Genomic DNA, 17,307 nt, shown 5'->3' with positions numbered 1-17,307 from the left:
GTATCTAACGCTTTGCTACTTGGGGTCAATCCAATTGAAACTGGCGGTCGCCCTAGCCTCCAGACCCCCTCGGTTACCGGGAGCACAGCATGAAAATCAATCCCTACCTGATCTTCAACGGCGACTGTAAAGCTGCCTTCACTTATTACGCCCAGGCCCTGCCCGGCCACATCGACGCCATGATGACTTTCGGCGAAACCCCGGCCAAAGATCACGTTCCGGCGGATTATCACAACCTGATCATCCATACCCGCCTGTCGGTGGGAGACCAGGCGATCATGGGTTCGGACACCACCCCCGACCGCCCCACCGATGACATGAGCGCTTGCTCGATCTCGTTGAATGTCGACAGCGTGGCCGAAGCCGAGCGCGTCTTTACGGCACTGGCGGACGGCGGCACGGTACAGATGCCGCTGGAAGCAACGTTCTGGGCCGCGCGCTTCGGAATGCTGGTGGACCGGTTTGGCGTAGCGTGGATGGTTAACTGCGAGAAAGATCAGTAAGCACATCGCTGAAACATCATTTCTTCCAGCCATAAAAAAGCCCAACCTCGAAAGGTTGGGCTGTCTGCTGATATCCATTGATCGACCAGAAACCTGTGGCGAGGGGGCTTGCCCCCGTTGGGCTGCGAAGCGGCCCCAAAAAGGAACTGCTACGCAGTCCAACGGGGGCAAGCCCCCTCACCACAAGGTTAGTGTCAGCATCCATCTCTCTGGCAACTCCGTGACCGTCTGCTACCGTCAACAAGCCATCCCGTGCAGTAACGGATTTCCTTGCCGGAGCAAGCCATGCCAGACAATGCCTTCACTTGGTCCAGCCGATTCAAACTGTCGATACTTGCCGCAGGACTCGCCGCCGCGATGCTCACGCTGAACGGTTGCGCCACCGTCAACGCGCAGACCACCGCCTACGTCGGCGTAGAACATCCAGCGCCTACCGTCGCCAGCCAGGTCGAAGTGCTGCGCACCGAACCGACCCGCCCGCATGTGCGACTGGGTGAAGTGCTGGTCGATGCGAGCCTCGACCCGGCGCCACCGATTACCGATGTCGAACAAAAACTGCGGGAAGAGTCCGCCAAGCTAGGAGGCAACGCGGTGGTGGTGGTTTATGACCATATCCAACCGGTGGCCGCTTACGTCAGCGGGCCGTTGTGGAATCGCGATATCCAGACCATTCAGGGCCGAAAACTCAAAGGCATTGTGATCAAGTACCAGTAAAACGTCGCACCCCGAAGACCGCATCAACGGAGGTTGAATGAATCATCTGGTGATCGCACTGATCGTGTTCTGCTGCCTGTTCGGCAGTGCTTTGCTGGGCTCGTACGTGCGGCAGCGATTGCCCGCGCATCACCTGAACGATGAGTCAGTCGCCGTCCTGAAGCTCGCCACCGGCCTGATTGCGACCATGTCGGCGCTGGTGCTGGGCCTGCTGGTTTCTTCGGCCAAAGGCACGTTCGATACCACCAATGCGGAGCTGGAGGGCGCCGCGGCCAAGGTGGTCGAATTCGACCGGGTGCTGGCGCGCTATGGCCCGGAGACCCAGCCGATCCGCACGCAACTCAAACACAATTACGAGCAAATCCTGCAAACCCTCGCCTCCCGGGATCGCTCCCGATTGGCCATGCTCGACAGCCCCGAGGCGATCACGCGCTCCGAAGCCCTGCAACAGCAAGTCGCCGCACTTTCCCCAAGCACCGACAACCAACGCAGCCTGAAGGCCTCGGCGTTGCAGATGATGGACGCGGTGTTCGCCGCACGCTGGTTGACCCTGCTGAAAGCCAACCAGTCGATCCCGCCGATCATGCTGGTGATTCTAATCACCTGGCTGTCGATCATCTTCGGCTCGTTCGGCTTGTTCGCCCCGCGCAACGCCACGATTTTGGTGGTGCTGTTGATGTGCGCGGTATCGACGGCCGCGACGATTCTGCTGGTTGAAGAGCTGAATCGGCCGCTGGACGGGTTGATCAGTGTATCGCTGGAGCCGATGCAGCACACGATGGCGCGGTTGGGGCAGTAGGCCGTAACCGATCAGCGCCCTGCGTTTTGCACTTGACCAGTACGTCGAGATCGATCTGTTTGATCGCTTGCAACTGAAGGCTGTCATCGACGTCTGTTGGTGTGTCCCGTCAGCCCAGGACACAACCCAACGATGCTGATCGGCTGCGAAAATACCTGGCGCGTTTTGCTATAGATTGGAAGCAAGTGGACCGACGCGCCTCCACCAGGCAAGGAAACGAAACCTGATACTGCGCGCTTCATAATCGCCCTTCACAAAGAGAGTTGCTGATCATGACCGGTGTTCATAAGACGGCTCAGTTGGGTTTCTCGACAGAAGCCAGTACCTACGCTCATGGCCGCCCGGACTACCCAGCCGACCTTAAGGCCTGGCTCAGGGAAACGCTCGGTATCGATCCCGAATCGACAGTCATCGACTTGGGCGCCGTGCACTGGCAAGTTCACTCGCCTGCTCAAATCCTTGGGCATCGATGTGGTTGCCATCGAACCGGTTGAAGCCATGCGAACCGAGTTTGCCAAAAATCTGCCGGACGTCCGGATCCTGGAGGGAACGGCCGAATCGATCCCGCTCGAATCTGGAACGGCTCAGGCTCTGGTATGCGCTCAGGCCTTTCACTGGTTCGCGACCGAACCGGCGCTGGCCGAGATTCACCGAGTGCTCAAACCGAACGGCCGACTCGGGCTGATCTGGAACGTACGCGATGAGTCGGTCGACTGGGTGGCAGCCATCACCGACATCATCACTCCCTACGAAGGCGACACTCCACGCTTTCACAACGGGAACTGGCGACGGCCCTTCATCGGCCGCTACTTCTCTGATCCCGAAGTGACCTGCTTTCCCTATACACAGACCGGCAGCGCCCAAGAGGTGATCATTGACCGGTTCATGTCAGTGAGTTTCATTGCTGCGCTGCCTCCCGCAGAGAAAGCGAAAGTTGTTGAGCAATTGCAGGCGTTGATCCAGACCCATCCATCCCTGCGTGGGCGTGAAACTATTGAGTTTCCGTATCAGACTCAAGCTTATGTATGTCATCGACTTGATTGAAGGACGCCAATAGACCCCTGGCAATTTATTTATGACGCCCGACAATCATAAACGGACCACAGACTCCGGACTTACTCAACATTGAGCCTATCGGGCTTCAATAGCCAATTGACCCCGATTCAGTCTCCATCGATTGCACGACGCACCGCTCACCCAGCGCATCCATTCGTGGCCGGCCAAACAGATAACCCTGCCCCCACTCGCTACCGCACGCAGTGGCCAGGGCACGATCGGCTTCGGACTCGATGCCCTCAATGATCACGCACGGCGTCAGGGTTTTGCACAGTTGCACCAAGTGCCCGAGCGTCTGGGCGTTGTTGGTTTCCAGGCGTGCGCGTTGCAGGTAACCCTGGTCGATCTTGACGATGTCCGGGCGGGTCTGACGGATGAACTCCAGGGTGCCCAGGCCTGCGCCGAAGTCGTCGATGGCCACCCGGCAGCCGAGTTCGCGCAGGCACTGGACGAACTCGATGGCGGCCGAGATGCTCGGCGGTGTGGCGCTTTCGGTGATTTCGATCACCAGCCGCGCGGCAACCGAGGGCGCGTCGCGCAATTGCGCGAGGATCTGCTGCCAGTAGCCGTCGACGATCGCGCTTTGGGCGGAGATGTTGCAGCCCAGGCGCAGGTGTTCGTTTTGCAGCAAGCGGTCGATCACGCTGTGCACCACGCTGCGGTCGAGTTCGCGCATCAGTTGATGTTTTGGATAGACGCCCGGGGCGGTATCGGCAGGCGTCCTGAATGCCGGCCAACTTCAGTGTTTAGCTTGGCTAACCACAGAGCCCTTGTGGGAGCGAGCTTGCTCGCGAAAGCGGTGTGTCTGGCACATAAATGTTGAATGCGCCGTCGCCTTCGCGAGCAGGCTCGCTCCCACAGGTTTTGTACTTCGTTCCCGAATCAGCACGCAGCAAAACTCTCCCCGCCGCTGGTCGCCTCCTCCCAACACAAACTCCTTTCAGGGTCTTGCGCAACTAGTATTATGGTATACCATCATACGCACAGACACTCTTACCCTGAATATGGAGCCGCCCATGAGTTTCGAAATCCGCAAGATCGTCAGCTACGTCGAAGAAACCTTTATCGAAGGCGGCAAGGCCACCGACACGCCGGTGACCATGGTTGGCCTGGCGGTGGTGATGAAAAACCCGTGGCTGGGCCGTGGCTTTGTCGAAGACTTGAAGCCGGAAATCCGCGCCAACTGCTCCGACCTCGGCGCGCTGATGGTGGAACGCCTGGTGAAGATCATCGGCGGTGCAGACAAGATTGAAGCCTATGGCAAAGCCGCTGTAGTCGGTGCGGACGGCGAGATCGAACACGCCTCTGCGGTGATCCACACCCTGCGCTTCGGCAATCACTACCGTGAAGCAGTCAAAGCCAAGAGCTACCTGAGTTTCACCAACAAGCGCGGTGGCCCGGGCACGTCGATCCAGATTCCGATGATGCACAAGGACGACGAAGGCTTGCGTTCGCACTACATCACCCTGGAAATGAAGATCGAAGACGCGCCGCGTGCCGACGAAATCGTCGTGGTGCTGGGTTGCGCCGATGGCGGCCGCCTGCACCCTCGCATCGGCAACCGTTACATCGACCTGGAAGAACTGGCCGCTGAAAAAGCCCAGTAATTGCGTCGGTGCAACACCAATAAAAAAGCATGCAGGAGCGCTCCATGATTCGGCTCACCGCTGAAAGCACCCCGGCTGGCACCAGTTACCTGGCGACCGGCCAAGGCCAGCCCGTGGTCTTGATCCACGGCGTGGGCCTGAACAAAGAAATGTGGGGCGGCCAGGTCGTTGGCCTGGCCACAAAATACCGCGTGATCGCCTACGACATGCTCGGCCACGGCGCCAGTCCTCGACCACAAAGTGGCACCTGCCTGCTCGGTTATGCCGACCAGTTGCTGGAACTACTCGATCATCTGCACTTGCCCCAGGCAACGGTGATCGGTTTCTCCATGGGCGGGCTGGTGGCGCGGGCGTTTGCCTTGCACTACCCGCAACGCCTGCAAGGGTTGGTGGTGCTCAACAGCGTGTTCAATCGCAGCGCCGAACAACGCGCCGGCGTCATCGAACGCACTGCTCAGGCCGCCGAACACGGGCCGGATGCCAACGCCGAGGCCGCGTTGTCGCGTTGGTTTAGTCGTGAATACCAAGCGGCCAACCCGGCGCAAATCGCCGCCCTGCGCCAGACCTTGGCCGGCAATGATCCGCAGGGTTACCTGACCACTTACGAATTGTTCGCCACCCAGGACATGTACCGAGCCGAAGACCTCGGCAGCATTCAGGCGCCAACGCTGGTCGCGACCGGTGAACTCGATCCGGGCTCGACGCCGCAAATGGCCGAGCAACTGGCCGAGCGTATTCCCGGCGCGCGAGTTGCCGTACTCGCCGAGCAACGGCATATGATGCCGGTAGAGTCGCCGCGCCTGGTCAACCAGTTGTTGCTGGAGTTTCTCGACACTGCGCACGCCCAACAAAAACCTATAAAGGGGATCGTTGCATGACACTCGCACGCTTCCAGATGTGCATCGGCGGTGAATGGGTCGATGCCCTGTCCGGCAAGACTTTTGAAAGCCTGAACCCGGCGCTGGCCCAGCCTTGGGCCGAACTGCCCGATGCGGATGAGGCCGACGTCGAGCGCGCCGTGCAAGCGGCGCAAACTGCCTTCGACGGCCCGGCATGGCGCAGCTTGACCGCCACTGCTCGCGGCAAACTGCTGCGGCGTCTGGGCGACTTGATCGCCGAGAACAAGGAGCAACTGGCCCAACTGGAAAGCCGCGACAACGGCAAGTTGATTCGCGAAACCCGTGGCCAGGTTGGCTACCTGCCAGAGTTTTCCACTACACCGCCGGCCTCGCCGACAAGCTTGAGGGCGGCACCCTGCCCCTCGACAAGCCCGACCTTTTTGCCTACACCGTGCACGAAGCCATGGGCGTGGTCGCGGCGATTATTCCCTGGAACAGCCCGCTGTACCTGACCGCGATCAAACTCGCGCCAGCCCTGGCGGCGGGCAACACCATCGTGATCAAGCCGTCCGAACACGCTTCGGCAACCATCCTCGAACTGGCGCGACTGGCCCTCGAAGCCGGCATTCCGCCGGGTGTGGTCAACGTGGTCACCGGGTACGGCCCGAGCACTGGCGCGGCCCTGACCCGCCATCCGCTGATTCGCAAGATCGCCTTCACCGGCGGCGCTGCCACCGCGCGGCATGTGGTGCGCAGCAGCGCCGAAAACTTCGCCAAGCTGTCGCTGGAGCTGGGCGGGAACGCGCCGTTCATCGTCTTCGCCGACGCCGACCTCGACAAGGCCATCAACGCGCCATCGCCGGAATCTATGCCGCCTCGGGCCAGAGCTGTGTGTCCGGTTCGCGACTGCTGGTTCAAGACGAAATCTACGACGAATTCGTCGAGCGTCTGGTGGAACGTGCCAAGCGTATCCGCATCGGCAACCCACAGGATGACGCCAGCGAAATGGGCCCGATGGCCACGGCGCAGCAATTGGCGGTGGTCGAAGGTTTGGTCGCCGACGCGATTGCCGAAGGCGCGCGCCTGAAGCTCGGCGGCAAGCGTCCGCAGAATCTGGGTGACGGCTGGTTCTATGAGCCGACGCTGTTCGAATGCGACAGCAATTCGATGAAGATCATGCAGGAAGAAGTCTTCGGCCCGGTAGCGTCGGTGATTCGCTTCAAGGACGAAGCCGAAGCGCTGGCAATTGCCAACGACTCGCAGTTCGGCCTCGCCGCCGGCATCTGGACCCGCGACCTGGGCCGCGCCCATCGCCTGGCTCGGGATGTGCGCTCGGGGATCATCTGGGTCAACACCTACCGAGCCGTGTCGGCCATGGCGCCAATTGGCGGGTTCAAGAACAGCGGCTATGGACGCGAAAGCGGCATCGATTCGGTGCTGGCCTACACCGAGCTGAAAACGGTGTGGATCAACCTCTCCCAGGCGCCGATGCCTGACCCGTTTGTGATGCGCTAGGAGTCTGCGAAATGATCGAACCCGGCATTTATAAAGAAGTCATGAGCTCCTTCCCGTCCGGGGTCACGGTGGTCACCACCCTGGACCCGGACGGCGGCATCGTCGGCATTACTGCCAGCGCCTTCAGTGCGCTGTCGATCGACCCGGCGCTGGTGTTGTTCTGTCCCAACTATGCTTCAGATACGTACCCAATCCTGCGCGACAGCAAGCAGTTTGCGATTCACTTGCTGTCCGCCGACCAGACCGCCGAGGCCTACGCCTTTGCCGGGAAAGGCAAGGACAAGGCCAATGGCATCGACTGGCATTTGAGCGCGCTGGGCAACCCGTTGTTGAGCAAGGCCACGGCGATCATCGAGTGCGAACTGTGGCGCGAATACGACGGCGGTGACCACGCGATCATCGTCGGCGCGGTGAAGAACCTGATCCTGCCCGAACAACCGGTAACGCCGATGATCTATCACAAAGGCAAGCTGGGCCCGCTGCCCACGCTGGGCTGACGGGTTTACACAAACCCCTTGTGGGAGCGGGCTTGCTCGCGAAGGGGTCGTGTCAGTCGACATCCACATTGACTGACACACCGCTTTCGCGAGCAAGCCCGCTCCCACAGGGATTGCATGTGAGGCATAGAGATGAACAACGAGAAGTACGAAAAAGGCTTGAAGATCCGCACTCAAGTGCTGGGCGAAGCCTATGTGCAGCGCTCCCTCGACAACGCCGACGACTTCACCCGACCGTTGCAGGAGATGGTCACCGAATACTGCTGGGGCCATGTCTGGGGCCGGGAGGGTTTGTCGCTTAAAGAACGCAGCATGATAAACCTGGCCATGATCTCGGCCCTCAACCGGCCGCACGAACTCAAGCTGCATGTGCGCGGCGCCTTGCGTAACGGCCTGAGTCGTGAGCAAATACGCGAAATTCTGCTTCAGGTCGGCATATATTGCGGAGTGCCCGCTGCCGTGGACAGTTTCCGGCTTGCCCGTGAAGCCTTCGCCGAAGCCGATGCCGAGGCCTCAAGTTAACCCTTGGCTGTTTGATCTGACCGAGCACGGATGATCCTGGATCGAAGTACTCTTTTGCATGGACAGCCACACTCAGAGCGGACCCCATGAAACGCCTGCCACTCGACGACAGCTTCAAGGTCAATCGCAACCCCATTACCCTGCGCGAAATCGTGCTGGATAAACTGCGAAGCGCCATCATGAACTTCCAGCTCCTGCCGGGTGACCGTCTGGTCGAACGCGATCTGTGCGATCGCCTGGGCGTTAGCCGCACATCGGTGCGTGAAGCCTTGCGTCACCTGGAATCCGAAGGCCTGGTGGAGTTCGCCGATGCCAAGGGCCCACGGGTTGCGATCATTACCCTGTCCGACGCCGGCGATATCTATGAGCTGCGTTGCGTGCTCGAAGGCCTGATCGTCCAGCTGTTCACCCTGCGCGCCAAGGCCAAGGACATCAAGGCGTTGGAAAAAGCCCTCGAGGTTAACCGCGAGGCCCTCAAGGACGGCGAACTGCAACAGGTGATCGATTCGGTTCAAGGTTTCTACGACGTCTTGCTCGAAGGCTCCGGCAACCATGTCGCGGCCACGCAACTGCGCCAGTTGCAGGCGCGCATCAGCTACCTGCGGGCGACCTCGGTGTCCCAGGAAAACCGTCGCGGCGCCAGCAACCAGGAAATGGAACGCATGGTCGAGGCGATCAAGAGCGGTGATCCGCTGGTCGCCCACCAGGCTTGCGTCGATCACGTGCGCTCCGCCGCCAAGGTTGCCCTCGATTACCTCAAGAGCAAGCAGGAAGAGACCGGTGAAATGCCTGAAATCACCGCCCCTATCGCGCTCAAAGAACCGCGCATAGGTCGCTGAACATGTTCAGCCCGAGCTTTTGCCCAAAGTGTGGCGGCAGTGACCTCGGTCACCAACTGCCGCCGGGCGATACGCACGAGCGCCTGATGTGCCGCGCCTGCGGCTACATCCACTACATCAATCCGAAAATCATCGCCGGCTGCATCATCGAGCAGGACGGCAAGTACCTGCTGTGCCAACGCGCGATCCCGCCGCGTCCGGGCACCTGGACCTTGCCGGCGGGCTTCATGGAAGGTGGCGAGACCACCGAGCAGGCAGCGTTGCGCGAGGTCTGGGAAGAGAGCGGCGTTCGCGCGGAAATCCTCTCACCCTACTCGATCTTCAGCGTGCCGAAGATCAGCGAGGTGTACATCATCTTCCGCGCCATCGCGCTGGAGATCACCGGCCAGTACGGCCCGGAAACCCTGGACTACAAATTCTTCGCGCCCGAGGACATTCCTTGGGAAAGCATCTACTACCCGGCAATCCGGCAGATCCTTGAACGCTACATCGAGGAACGCCAGGCCGGGGTCTATGGCATCTATATCGGCAACGACGACAGCGGCAGGATTCACTTTATCCGCTGACGATGTGATCAGTGTCGTGCGCCATGCTTTGTAGGAGCGAGGCTTGCCCGCGATGGCGTCCTTGAAATCGCCTTCGCGGGCACGCCTCGCTCCTACAAGTTATGTGGCGTTTGTCAGGCCGGCGCCACGCCCTCGACGATGATCACCTGCGCCAACGCCGCACCCGCGCGGTGCCGCTTCGCCTCTTGATATTGCTCGGAGTGGTAGCAGGCGAGCGCCTGCTCGTAAGAGTCGAACTCAATCACCACGCTGCGCTGCGGCGTCTGCCGACCTTCCATCGCCTCGCTGCGCCCGCCCCTCGCCAGGATTCGCCCGCCGTACAAGGCGAACGCCGCTGGCGCGCGCTGGGTGTAGTGGCTGTATTGATCGGGGTCGGTGACATCCACGTGAGCAATCCAGTACGCCTTCATAGTGACCTCTCGGTTTATTTTGTATTATGGTATACCACATTACGTATCCATCAATCATCGAGAATCCCAGCATGGCCTTCAACAGCATCGAAGAAATCATCGAAGATTATCGCCAAGGCAAAATGGTGATCCTGGTCGATGACGAGGACCGCGAAAACGAAGGCGACCTGCTGATCGCCGCCGATTGTTGCACCGCCGAAGCCATCAGCTTTATGGCCCGCGAGGCCCGTGGTTTGATCTGCCTGACGTTGACCGATGAACACTGTCAGCGCCTGGGCCTGGAGCAAATGGTGCCGACCAACGCCAGCGTGTTCAGCACGGCGTTCACGGTCTCTATCGAGGCCGCCATCGGCGTGACCACCGGCATCTCCGCTGCCGACCGCGCGCGTACAGTCGCAGCCGCCGTCGCCTCCGACGCCGGTCCCGCCGACATTGTGCAACCAGGTCATATCTTCCCGTTGCGGGCCAAGGAAGGTGGCGTGCTGACCCGTGCCGGGCACACCGAAGCCGGTTGCGACCTGGCGCGCCTGGCCGGCCTCACACCAGCCTCGGTGATCGTTGAAGTGATGAACGATGACGGCACCATGGCCCGGCGCCCGGATCTGGAAGTGTTCGCGCGCCAGCACGGGCTCAAGATCGGCACCATCGCCGACCTGATTCACTACCGCCTCAGCACCGAACACACCGTGGTGCGCATCGGCGAACGGGAGCTGCCGACGGTGCATGGCGTATTCCGGCTGATCACCTTTGAAGACCGAATCGAGGGCGGCGTGCACATGGCGATGGTCATGGGCGATGTGCGCCGGGATGAACCGACGTTGGTGCGCGTGCATGTGATCGATCCGCTGCGCGATCTGGTGGGCGCGCAGTACAGCGGACCGTCGAACTGGACGCTGTGGGCAGCGTTGCAGCGCGTGGCCGAAGAAGGTCGCGGCGTGGTGGTGGTGCTGGCCAACCACGAGTCGTCGCAAGCGCTGCTGGAGCGGGTGCCGCAACTGACCCAGCCGCCTCGGCAGTTCAGCCGCTCACAGTCGCGCATCTATTCTGAAGTAGGCACCGGGGCACAAATTCTGCAAGACCTTGGCGTGGGCAAGCTGCGTCACTTGGGCCCGCCATTGAAGTACGCCGGTTTGACTGGTTACGACCTGGAAGTGGTTGAGAGCATCCCGTTTACCGAGTGAATCCAGATTTTTGATGGTGTTAATGAGCTTATGTGGCGAGGGAGCTTGCTCCCGTTGGACTGCGCAGCAGTCCCATTGTTGGGGCCGCTGCGCAGCCCAGCGGGAGCAAGCTCCCTCGCCACAGGTAATTCATTGTTCGCTCCATCTCTTAACCAGCCAATATTTGAGTTAACCCGACCAAAAAAACCCACTTCTGCCTGATAGCCGGTAAGGCAAAGTGCTTGCACAAAGTTTGGAATACCATAATATGATATTCCATAGGCCGGACAAATTTGCCAAGTGCGCCCGCCAGGGACAGCACAAACAAAAGCCCTTGGCACGGTCGCCTTTAAGGCCCCGATGGACCTACTGCTCCCGATAGGCGGGCATCAACAACCCGCTCAAAAACACAACAAATGAGGGCGTGAAAATGGTGTTGAACAAAGGTGCAACTGCAATTCTTTTTGCAGGTTTATTGGCCACAGTCAGCCACGCGGCAATCGCGGCTGAAAGCGTCAACTTCGTCAGCTGGGGCGGCAGTACCCAGGATGCGCAGAAGCAGGCCTGGGCCGATCCGTTCAGCAAGGCCAGCGGCATCACTGTCGTCCAGGACGGCCCGACCGACTACGGCAAACTCAAAGCCATGGTCGAAAGCGGCAACGTGCAGTGGGATGTGGTCGACGTCGAGGCCGATTTCGCCCTGCGCGCCGCCGCCGAAGGCTTGCTCGAACCCCTGGACTTCACCGCGATCCAGCGCGACAAGATCGACCCGCGCTTTGTCTCCGATTACGGCGTCGGTTCGTTCTTCTTCTCCTTCGTCCTCGGCTACAACGAAGGCAAGCTCGGCGCCGCCAAACCCCAGGACTGGTCCGCCCTGTTCGACACCAAAACCTACCCCGGCAAACGCGCCCTGTACAAATGGCCGAGTCCTGGCGTGCTTGAACTGGCCTTGCTCGCCGATGGCGTGCCTGCCGACAAGCTCTACCCGCTGGACCTGGACCGCGCCTTCAAGAAACTCGACACCATCAAGAAAGACATTGTCTGGTGGGGCGGCGGCGCGCAGTCGCAGCAGTTGCTCGCCTCCGGTGAAGTCAGCATGGGTCAGTTCTGGAACGGTCGAATTCACGCCCTGCAAGAAGACGGCGCACCGGTCGGCGTGAGCTGGAAACAGAACCTGGTCATGGCCGACATTCTGGTGGTCCCTAAAGGCACGAAAAACAAAGCGGCGGCCATGAAGTTTCTGGCCAGCGCCAGCAGCGCCAAGGGTCAGGCGGATTTTTCCAACCTGACAGCCTATGCCCCGGTCAACGTCGACAGCGTCGCGCGCCTGGACTCGGTACTGGCCCCGAACCTGCCGACTGCCTACGCTAAGGATCAGATCACTCTAGACTTCGCGTACTGGGCCAAAAACGGTTCGGCCATCGCGACACGGTGGAACGAATGGCTGGTCAAATGAAAATGACGGCCGCGTCCCGTCCATCCACTCCGATCGGGAGCGCCGTTGGCGCTCCTGGCAAGGCGGCTGTGATGAAGCAAACCCCTTCGCTGGTTCAGCGTTGGCGCGGGGCCGGCAATCTGGTCCCCGCCCTGCTGTTCCTCGGCCTGTTCTTTCTGGCGCCGTTGATCGGTTTGCTGCTGCGCGGTGTGCTTGAGCCGGAACCGGGCCTTGGCAACTACCAGCAATTGTTCGCCAACTCGGCTTATGCGCGGGTCTTGCTCAACACCTTTTCGGTGGCCGGGCTGGTGACGTTGTTCAGCCTGCTGCTGGGCTTTCCGCTGGCCTGGGCGATTACCCTGGTGCCGCGCGGTTGGGGTCGCTGGATCCTCAGCATCGTGCTGCTCTCGATGTGGACCAGCCTCTTGGCGCGGACCTATTCGTGGCTGGTGCTGTTGCAAGCCTCCGGGGTGATCAACAAGGCGCTGATGGCCATGGGCATCATCGATCAGCCGCTGGAAATGGTGCACAACCTGACCGGCGTGGTGATCGGCATGAGCTACATCATGATCCCGTTCATCGTCCTGCCGTTGCAGGCGACCATGCAGGCCATCGACCCGATGATCCTGCAAGCCGGCTCGATCTGCGGCGCCAGCCCCTGGACCAACTTCTTCCGGGTGTTCCTGCCGCTGTGCCGGCCGGGGTTGTTCTCCGGTGGCTTGATGGTGTTCGTGATGTCGCTCGGGTACTACGTCACCCCGGCGCTGCTCGGTGGTGCGCAGAACATGATGCTGCCCGAGTTCATCATCCAGCAGGTGCAGTCGTTCCTTAACTGGGGCCTGGCCAGTGCGGGTGCCGCGTTGCTGATTGTGATCACGCTGGTGTTGTTCTACTTCTACCTGAAGCTTCAGCCGGAATCCCCGGTTGGCGCCAGCAACGCGAGGTAAGCCGTCATGCTCCTGACCCCCAATGCCATGAGCCGGCGCATGCGGTTCGGCCTGTATTTCACCACCGGCCTGATCGCGCTGTTCCTGCTATTGCCGATTGTGTTCATCGTGCTGCTGTCGTTCGGTTCCTCCCAGTGGCTGGTGTTCCCACCGCCGGGCTGGACGCTGAAATGGTACGGCCAGTTTTTCTCTAACGCCGACTGGATGAACGCTGCGTTCGCCAGCCTCAAGGTCGCGGTGCTGACCACTATTTTCTCCGTGGCCCTCGGCCTGCCGACCGCTTTCGCCCTGGTGCGCGGCCGCTTCCCTGGCAGGGAAATGCTCTACGGTTTGTTCACCCTGCCGATGATCGTGCCGCTGGTGATCATCGCGGTGGCGGTGTACGCGTTGTTTCTCAAACTCGGTTACACCGGGACGATGTTTGCCTTCGTCGTCAGCCACGTGATTGTTGCTCTGCCGTTCACCATCATCTCGATCATCAACTCGCTGAAGCTGTTCGATCAGTCGATCGAGGATGCAGCGGTGATCTGCGGTGCGTCGCGCTTGCAAGCGGTGTTCAAGGTGACCTTTCCGGCGATCCGTCCGGGCATGGTCGCCGGTGCGCTGTTCGCCTTCCTGGTGTCGTGGGACGAGGTGGTGCTGAGCGTGATGATGGCCAGCCCGACCCTGCAAACCCTTCCGGTAAAAATGTGGACCACCCTGCGTCAGGACCTGACACCCGTGATCGCCGTCGCCTCGACGCTGCTGATCGGCCTGTCGGTACTGGTCATGGTGATCGCCGCCGCCCTGCGCCGGCGCAATGCAATCAGCGCCTGAGCGCCCAGGAGTAAGTAATGAGTGCCGTGATCAAAGACCCTGCGCAGCAGAACAACAAGACCCTGGTCAGCCTGCGCAACCTGAACAAGCACTACGGCGACTTTGCCGCCGTGGACAACATCTCGCTGGACATCCAGGACGGTGAATTCCTGACCTTCCTCGGCTCCAGCGGCTCCGGCAAAAGCACCACCCTGTCGATGCTCGCCGGCTTCGAAACACCGAGCAGCGGCGAGATCCTGGTCAGCGGCCAATCGCTGGTCAACGTGCCGCCGCACAAGCGTGATATCGGCATGGTGTTCCAGCGCTATTCGACCTGTTCCCGCACCTGTCGGTGCGCGACAACATCGCGTTCCCGCTGGCGATTCGCAAATTGGCCAGCGCCGAGCGCGAGCGTCGGGTCGATGCGATGCTCAAACTGGTGCAACTGGAACAGTTCGCCCATCGCCGCCCTTCGCCAACTCTCCGGCGGCCAGCAACAGCGCGTCGGCGATCGCTCGGGCGCTGGTGTACGAACCGCGCATCCTGCTGATGGACGAACCCCTCGGCGCACTGGACAAAAAGCTGCGCGAGGATCTGCAAGATGAGCTGCGTCAGCTGCATCGGCGCCTCGGCATCACCATCGTCTACGTGACCCACGATCAGGAAGAAGCCATGCGCCTGTCCCAGCGCATTGCGATTTTCAGCCACGGCAAAATCGTCGGTTTGGGCAGCGGCTACGACCTGTACCAGAACCCGCCGAATGCGTTTGTCGCCTCGTTCCTCGGCAACTCGAACTTCCTCAAGCTCAAGGCCCAGGGCAATGCGGCAGCCAGTTTTGAAGGTCAGTCACTATCGATTCGCCTGACTGCCGGCCTGCATACCGATCAGGATGTGCTGCTGATGGTCCGCCCGGAAAAAGCCCTGGCACTGAGCGTCGAACAAGCCACTCAGGAACCGTTGGCCGCCGGCTGGAACGAAGTGTCGGCCAAGGTTGTGGAAGTGCTGTTTCTCGGTGAGAGCCAGACGTGCAGCGTGGTGACCTCGGGCGGGACCTCGATGACTGTGAAGGCGTTGTCCGCCGCGGGCATGCCGCTCAAGGCCGGCGATCCGGTGCGAGTGCGCTGGGCGACTGCGGATGCCTGCGTTTATACGCAATGGGCCGAAAGCGATTTGAACAAGGCTGCTGGCGCCCATTGACCTGCAAGCGCCGGTTAGAAACTGTGGCGAGGGAGCTTGCTCCCGTTGGACTGCGCAGCAGTCCCCTTCTTTTTAGATAGAGCGGGGGCCGCTTCGCAGCCCAGCGGGAGCAAGCTCGCCACAGGTTATTCATCGCTGTTTCTATCGCTTATCTGACTGACGTTACGCCTATCGCCTCACTTCAAAAAGCCCTTGCAAACGATGTATTACGGTATACCATCAGACCAACAAGCATAATAATCCGTCGTACACCGTCCGAGGACCGTCCAATGATCGATGCCGCCATCTACAAACAAGTCATGGGTTCGTTCCCGTCCGGCGTGACTGTGATCACACGCTGGATGACGACGGGCAGATCGTCGGCCTCACCGCCAGCGCGTTCAGCTCGCTGTCCATGGACCCGGCCCTGGTGTTGTTCTGCCCCAACTACAGTTCCGATTCCTATCCGATCCTGATCAAGAACAAACGCTTTGCCATCCATGTGCTTTCCGGTGGCCAGCAAAACGAAGCCTATGCCTTTGCCCGTAAAGGCAAGGACAAGGCGCAAGGCATCGAGTGGACCTTGAGTGAACTGGGCAACCCGCTGCTGAGTAATGCCACGGCGATTATCGAATGCGAGTTGTGGCGCGAATACGAAGGTGGCGATCACGCGATTATGGTTGGCGCGGTGAAGAACCTGATTGTGCCGCAACGCACCACCGGCCCACTGGTTTACTGCCACGGCAAAATGGGCGCCCTGCCCGTCCTGGCTTGAACCGACCGTCAAAAATAAAAATCCGAGGTAAGCGTCATGAAATTTTCCCTGTTCGTGCACATGGAACGGTGGGACGACAGCATCAGCCATCGTCAGTTGTTCGAAGACTTGACCGAACTGACCCTGATGGCCGAGGCCGGTGGCTTCAGCACGGTCTGGATCGGCGAACACCACGCCATGGAATACACCATCTCGCCGAGCCCGATGCCGCTGCTGGCCTACCTGGCCGCCAAGACCACCACCATTCACCTCGGCGCTGGCACCATCATCGCGCCGTTCTGGCACCCGATCCGGGTCGCTGGCGAATGCGCGCTGCTGGACGTGATCAGCAACGGCCGCATGGAAGTCGGCCTGGCCCGCGGCGCTTACCAGGTTGAATTTGATCGTATGGCCGGCGGCATGCCTGCTTCGTCCGGTGGCCAGGCGCTGCGGGAGATGGTCCCGGTGATTCGCGCCCTGTGGCAAGGTGATTACGCCCACGATGGCGATATCTGGAAATTTCCCACTTCGACCAGCGTGCCCAAGCCCATCCAGAAGCCCAACCCGCCAATGTGGATCGCCGCCCGCGACCCGGACTCGCACAACTTCGCGGTGGCCAACGGCTGCAACGTCATGGTCACGCCGCTGATGAAAGGCGACGAAGAAGTTCTCGACCTGAAGAACAAATTCCAGGCTGCGCTGGACAACAATCCAGACGTGCCACGCCCGCAACTGATGGTGCTGCGCCACACCCACGTACACGCGGCGGATGATCCTGAAGGCTGGAAAGTCGGGGCCAAGGCGATCTCGAAGTTCTATCGCACCTTCGACGCCTGGTTCGGCAACAAGGAAGTGCCGGTCAACGGTTTCCTGGCACCAAGCCCGGAAGAGAAATTCGCCGCTCGCCCTGAGTTCGAACTGGAGAGCCTGCACAAGACAGCGATGATCGGCACCGCCGAAGAAATCATTCCGCGCATCAAGTATTACCAGGAACTGGGGGTCGACGAGTTCAGCTTCTGGTGCGATAACAGCTTGCCCCATGCCGAGAAGAAAAAATCGCTGGAGCTGTTTATCAAACAAGTGGTGCCGGCGTTTCGCTGATCCCAAGACATCAGCGATTTAATGTGGGAGCGGGCTTGCTCGCGAAAGCGGTGTATCAGGCGACATAGTTTT

At 60.4% G+C, this 17,307-nt stretch carries 17 protein-coding genes and 5 pseudogenes; 20 read left to right on the top strand and 2 right to left on the bottom strand.

Features of this window, described 5'->3' with window-relative positions:
• The first annotated feature begins 89 nt into the window (after positions 1 to 89).
• The 5 genes and pseudogenes from RHM58_RS20700 (at position 90) to RHM58_RS20680 (ending at position 3,060) form a co-directional block, all read left to right on the top strand.
• Positions 90 to 503 (top strand): VOC family protein, encoded by a 414-nt coding sequence (locus RHM58_RS20700; protein ID WP_201255227.1) that lies wholly within the window; start codon positions 90 to 92, stop codon positions 501 to 503.
• Positions 504 to 788: 285 nt separating this feature from the next.
• Positions 789 to 1,217: a hypothetical protein gene (locus tag RHM58_RS20695; RefSeq protein WP_201255226.1), complete on the top strand. Its 429-nt coding sequence runs from the start codon at positions 789 to 791 to the stop codon at positions 1,215 to 1,217.
• A gap of 37 nt (positions 1,218 to 1,254) precedes the next feature.
• Positions 1,255 to 2,016 carry a hypothetical protein gene (locus tag RHM58_RS20690; protein ID WP_201255225.1) on the top strand — a complete coding sequence of 254 codons (762 nt, stop codon included), beginning with the start codon at positions 1,255 to 1,257 and terminating at the stop codon, positions 2,014 to 2,016.
• Between the two features lie 31 nt (positions 2,017 to 2,047).
• Positions 2,048 to 2,243, top strand: a pseudogene (locus RHM58_RS20685) (sigma 54-dependent transcriptional regulator); the annotation flags it as partial.
• 45 nt (positions 2,244 to 2,288) lie between these two features.
• Positions 2,289 to 3,060, top strand: a pseudogene (locus tag RHM58_RS20680) (methyltransferase domain-containing protein).
• 97 nt (positions 3,061 to 3,157) lie between these two features.
• Here the strand turns inward: RHM58_RS20680 and RHM58_RS20675 are convergent.
• A pseudogene (locus RHM58_RS20675) lies at positions 3,158 to 3,760 on the bottom strand (EAL domain-containing protein); the annotation flags it as partial.
• 328 nt (positions 3,761 to 4,088) lie between these two features.
• Between RHM58_RS20675 and RHM58_RS20670 the strand changes: the two are divergent.
• The 7 genes and pseudogenes from RHM58_RS20670 (at position 4,089) to RHM58_RS20640 (ending at position 9,457) form a co-directional block, all read left to right on the top strand.
• Positions 4,089 to 4,679: an amino acid synthesis family protein gene (locus tag RHM58_RS20670; RefSeq protein WP_201203023.1), complete on the top strand. Its 591-nt coding sequence runs from the start codon at positions 4,089 to 4,091 to the stop codon at positions 4,677 to 4,679.
• Positions 4,680 to 4,723: 44 nt separating this feature from the next.
• Positions 4,724 to 5,557: an alpha/beta fold hydrolase gene (locus RHM58_RS20665; protein ID WP_201203022.1), complete on the top strand. Its 834-nt coding sequence runs from the start codon at positions 4,724 to 4,726 to the stop codon at positions 5,555 to 5,557.
• Positions 5,554 to 7,033: pseudogene (locus RHM58_RS20660) on the top strand (aldehyde dehydrogenase). Before RHM58_RS20665 ends, RHM58_RS20660 begins: the two are co-directional and overlap by 4 nt.
• Positions 7,034 to 7,044: 11 nt before the next feature.
• Positions 7,045 to 7,530 carry a flavin reductase family protein gene (locus RHM58_RS20655; protein ID WP_201203020.1) on the top strand — a complete coding sequence of 162 codons (486 nt, stop codon included), beginning with the start codon at positions 7,045 to 7,047 and terminating at the stop codon, positions 7,528 to 7,530.
• Between the two features lie 132 nt (positions 7,531 to 7,662).
• Positions 7,663 to 8,052: a carboxymuconolactone decarboxylase family protein gene (locus RHM58_RS20650; protein ID WP_201203019.1), complete on the top strand. Its 390-nt coding sequence runs from the start codon at positions 7,663 to 7,665 to the stop codon at positions 8,050 to 8,052.
• An 86-nt stretch (positions 8,053 to 8,138) separates the two neighbouring features.
• Positions 8,139 to 8,891, top strand: coding sequence for a GntR family transcriptional regulator (locus RHM58_RS20645; RefSeq protein WP_201203017.1), 753 nt, complete (start codon positions 8,139 to 8,141; stop codon positions 8,889 to 8,891).
• 2 nt (positions 8,892 to 8,893) lie between these two features.
• Positions 8,894 to 9,457, top strand: coding sequence for an NUDIX hydrolase (locus RHM58_RS20640; protein ID WP_201203014.1), 564 nt, complete (start codon positions 8,894 to 8,896; stop codon positions 9,455 to 9,457).
• Positions 9,458 to 9,570: 113 nt separating this feature from the next.
• Here the strand turns inward: RHM58_RS20640 and RHM58_RS20635 are convergent, their stop codons facing one another.
• Positions 9,571 to 9,867 (bottom strand): DUF1330 domain-containing protein, encoded by a 297-nt coding sequence (locus tag RHM58_RS20635; protein WP_201255223.1) that lies wholly within the window; start codon positions 9,865 to 9,867, stop codon positions 9,571 to 9,573.
• A 71-nt stretch (positions 9,868 to 9,938) separates the two neighbouring features.
• On the opposite strand from RHM58_RS20635, the gene ribBA reads away from it, so the two are divergent.
• From ribBA to RHM58_RS20595, 8 genes and pseudogenes are all read left to right on the top strand, one after another.
• Positions 9,939 to 11,048 carry a bifunctional 3,4-dihydroxy-2-butanone-4-phosphate synthase/GTP cyclohydrolase II gene (gene ribBA, locus RHM58_RS20630; RefSeq protein WP_322268027.1) on the top strand — a complete coding sequence of 370 codons (1,110 nt, stop codon included), beginning with the start codon at positions 9,939 to 9,941 and terminating at the stop codon, positions 11,046 to 11,048.
• 409 nt (positions 11,049 to 11,457) lie between these two features.
• A complete protein-coding gene (locus RHM58_RS20625; protein ID WP_201255222.1) occupies positions 11,458 to 12,483 on the top strand; it encodes an ABC transporter substrate-binding protein in 1,026 nt (341 codons plus the stop codon).
• Complete coding sequence (locus RHM58_RS20620) at positions 12,480 to 13,409, top strand: ABC transporter permease (RefSeq protein ID WP_201203006.1); 930 nt, start codon at positions 12,480 to 12,482, stop codon at positions 13,407 to 13,409. The genes RHM58_RS20625 and RHM58_RS20620 overlap by 4 nt, the downstream gene beginning before the upstream one ends.
• 6 nt (positions 13,410 to 13,415) lie before the next feature.
• Entirely contained in the window at positions 13,416 to 14,225 is an 810-nt protein-coding gene (locus RHM58_RS20615) for an ABC transporter permease (RefSeq protein ID WP_201203005.1), read from the top strand.
• Positions 14,226 to 14,242: 17 nt separating this feature from the next.
• Complete coding sequence (locus RHM58_RS20610; RefSeq protein WP_322268026.1) at positions 14,243 to 14,809, top strand: ATP-binding cassette domain-containing protein; 567 nt, start codon at positions 14,243 to 14,245, stop codon at positions 14,807 to 14,809.
• Positions 14,754 to 15,401, top strand: coding sequence for an ABC transporter ATP-binding protein (locus RHM58_RS20605; RefSeq protein ID WP_322268025.1), 648 nt, complete (start codon positions 14,754 to 14,756; stop codon positions 15,399 to 15,401). The genes RHM58_RS20610 and RHM58_RS20605 overlap by 56 nt, the downstream gene beginning before the upstream one ends.
• 269 nt (positions 15,402 to 15,670) lie before the next feature.
• Positions 15,671 to 16,155 (top strand): annotated as a pseudogene (locus RHM58_RS20600) (flavin reductase family protein).
• Between the two features lie 36 nt (positions 16,156 to 16,191).
• On the top strand, positions 16,192 to 17,235 hold the full coding sequence (locus RHM58_RS20595; protein ID WP_201255219.1) for an LLM class flavin-dependent oxidoreductase: 1,044 nt from the start codon (positions 16,192 to 16,194) through the stop codon (positions 17,233 to 17,235).
• Positions 17,236 to 17,307: the final 72 nt, after the last annotated feature.

Source organism: Pseudomonas sp. 10S4 (assembly GCF_034344865.1).
GTDB lineage: Bacteria > Pseudomonadota > Gammaproteobacteria > Pseudomonadales > Pseudomonadaceae > Aquipseudomonas.
Note: the sequence above shows the minus strand (reverse complement) of the source record. Positions and strands in the feature narration are given on the sequence as shown.

Bases quoted from the DNA above. Each gene is read 5' to 3' on its own strand.
- RHM58_RS20700 (WP_201255227.1), top strand. From the start codon at position 90: ATGAAAATCAATCCCTACCTGATCTTCAACGGCGACTGTAAAGCTGCC.
- RHM58_RS20695 (WP_201255226.1), top strand. From the start codon at position 789: ATGCCAGACAATGCCTTCACTTGGTCCAGCCGATTCAAACTGTCGATA.
- RHM58_RS20690 (WP_201255225.1), top strand. From the start codon at position 1,255: ATGAATCATCTGGTGATCGCACTGATCGTGTTCTGCTGCCTGTTCGGC.
- RHM58_RS20670 (WP_201203023.1), top strand. From the start codon at position 4,089: ATGAGTTTCGAAATCCGCAAGATCGTCAGCTACGTCGAAGAAACCTTT.
- RHM58_RS20665 (WP_201203022.1), top strand. From the start codon at position 4,724: ATGATTCGGCTCACCGCTGAAAGCACCCCGGCTGGCACCAGTTACCTG.
- RHM58_RS20655 (WP_201203020.1), top strand. From the start codon at position 7,045: ATGATCGAACCCGGCATTTATAAAGAAGTCATGAGCTCCTTCCCGTCC.
- RHM58_RS20650 (WP_201203019.1), top strand. From the start codon at position 7,663: ATGAACAACGAGAAGTACGAAAAAGGCTTGAAGATCCGCACTCAAGTG.
- RHM58_RS20645 (WP_201203017.1), top strand. From the start codon at position 8,139: ATGAAACGCCTGCCACTCGACGACAGCTTCAAGGTCAATCGCAACCCC.
- RHM58_RS20640 (WP_201203014.1), top strand. From the start codon at position 8,894: ATGTTCAGCCCGAGCTTTTGCCCAAAGTGTGGCGGCAGTGACCTCGGT.
- RHM58_RS20635 (WP_201255223.1), bottom strand. From the start codon at position 9,867: ATGAAGGCGTACTGGATTGCTCACGTGGATGTCACCGACCCCGATCAA.
- ribBA (WP_322268027.1), top strand. From the start codon at position 9,939: ATGGCCTTCAACAGCATCGAAGAAATCATCGAAGATTATCGCCAAGGC.
- RHM58_RS20625 (WP_201255222.1), top strand. From the start codon at position 11,458: ATGGTGTTGAACAAAGGTGCAACTGCAATTCTTTTTGCAGGTTTATTG.
- RHM58_RS20620 (WP_201203006.1), top strand. From the start codon at position 12,480: ATGAAAATGACGGCCGCGTCCCGTCCATCCACTCCGATCGGGAGCGCC.
- RHM58_RS20615 (WP_201203005.1), top strand. From the start codon at position 13,416: ATGCTCCTGACCCCCAATGCCATGAGCCGGCGCATGCGGTTCGGCCTG.
- RHM58_RS20610 (WP_322268026.1), top strand. From the start codon at position 14,243: ATGAGTGCCGTGATCAAAGACCCTGCGCAGCAGAACAACAAGACCCTG.
- RHM58_RS20605 (WP_322268025.1), top strand. From the start codon at position 14,754: ATGGACGAACCCCTCGGCGCACTGGACAAAAAGCTGCGCGAGGATCTG.
- RHM58_RS20595 (WP_201255219.1), top strand. From the start codon at position 16,192: ATGAAATTTTCCCTGTTCGTGCACATGGAACGGTGGGACGACAGCATC.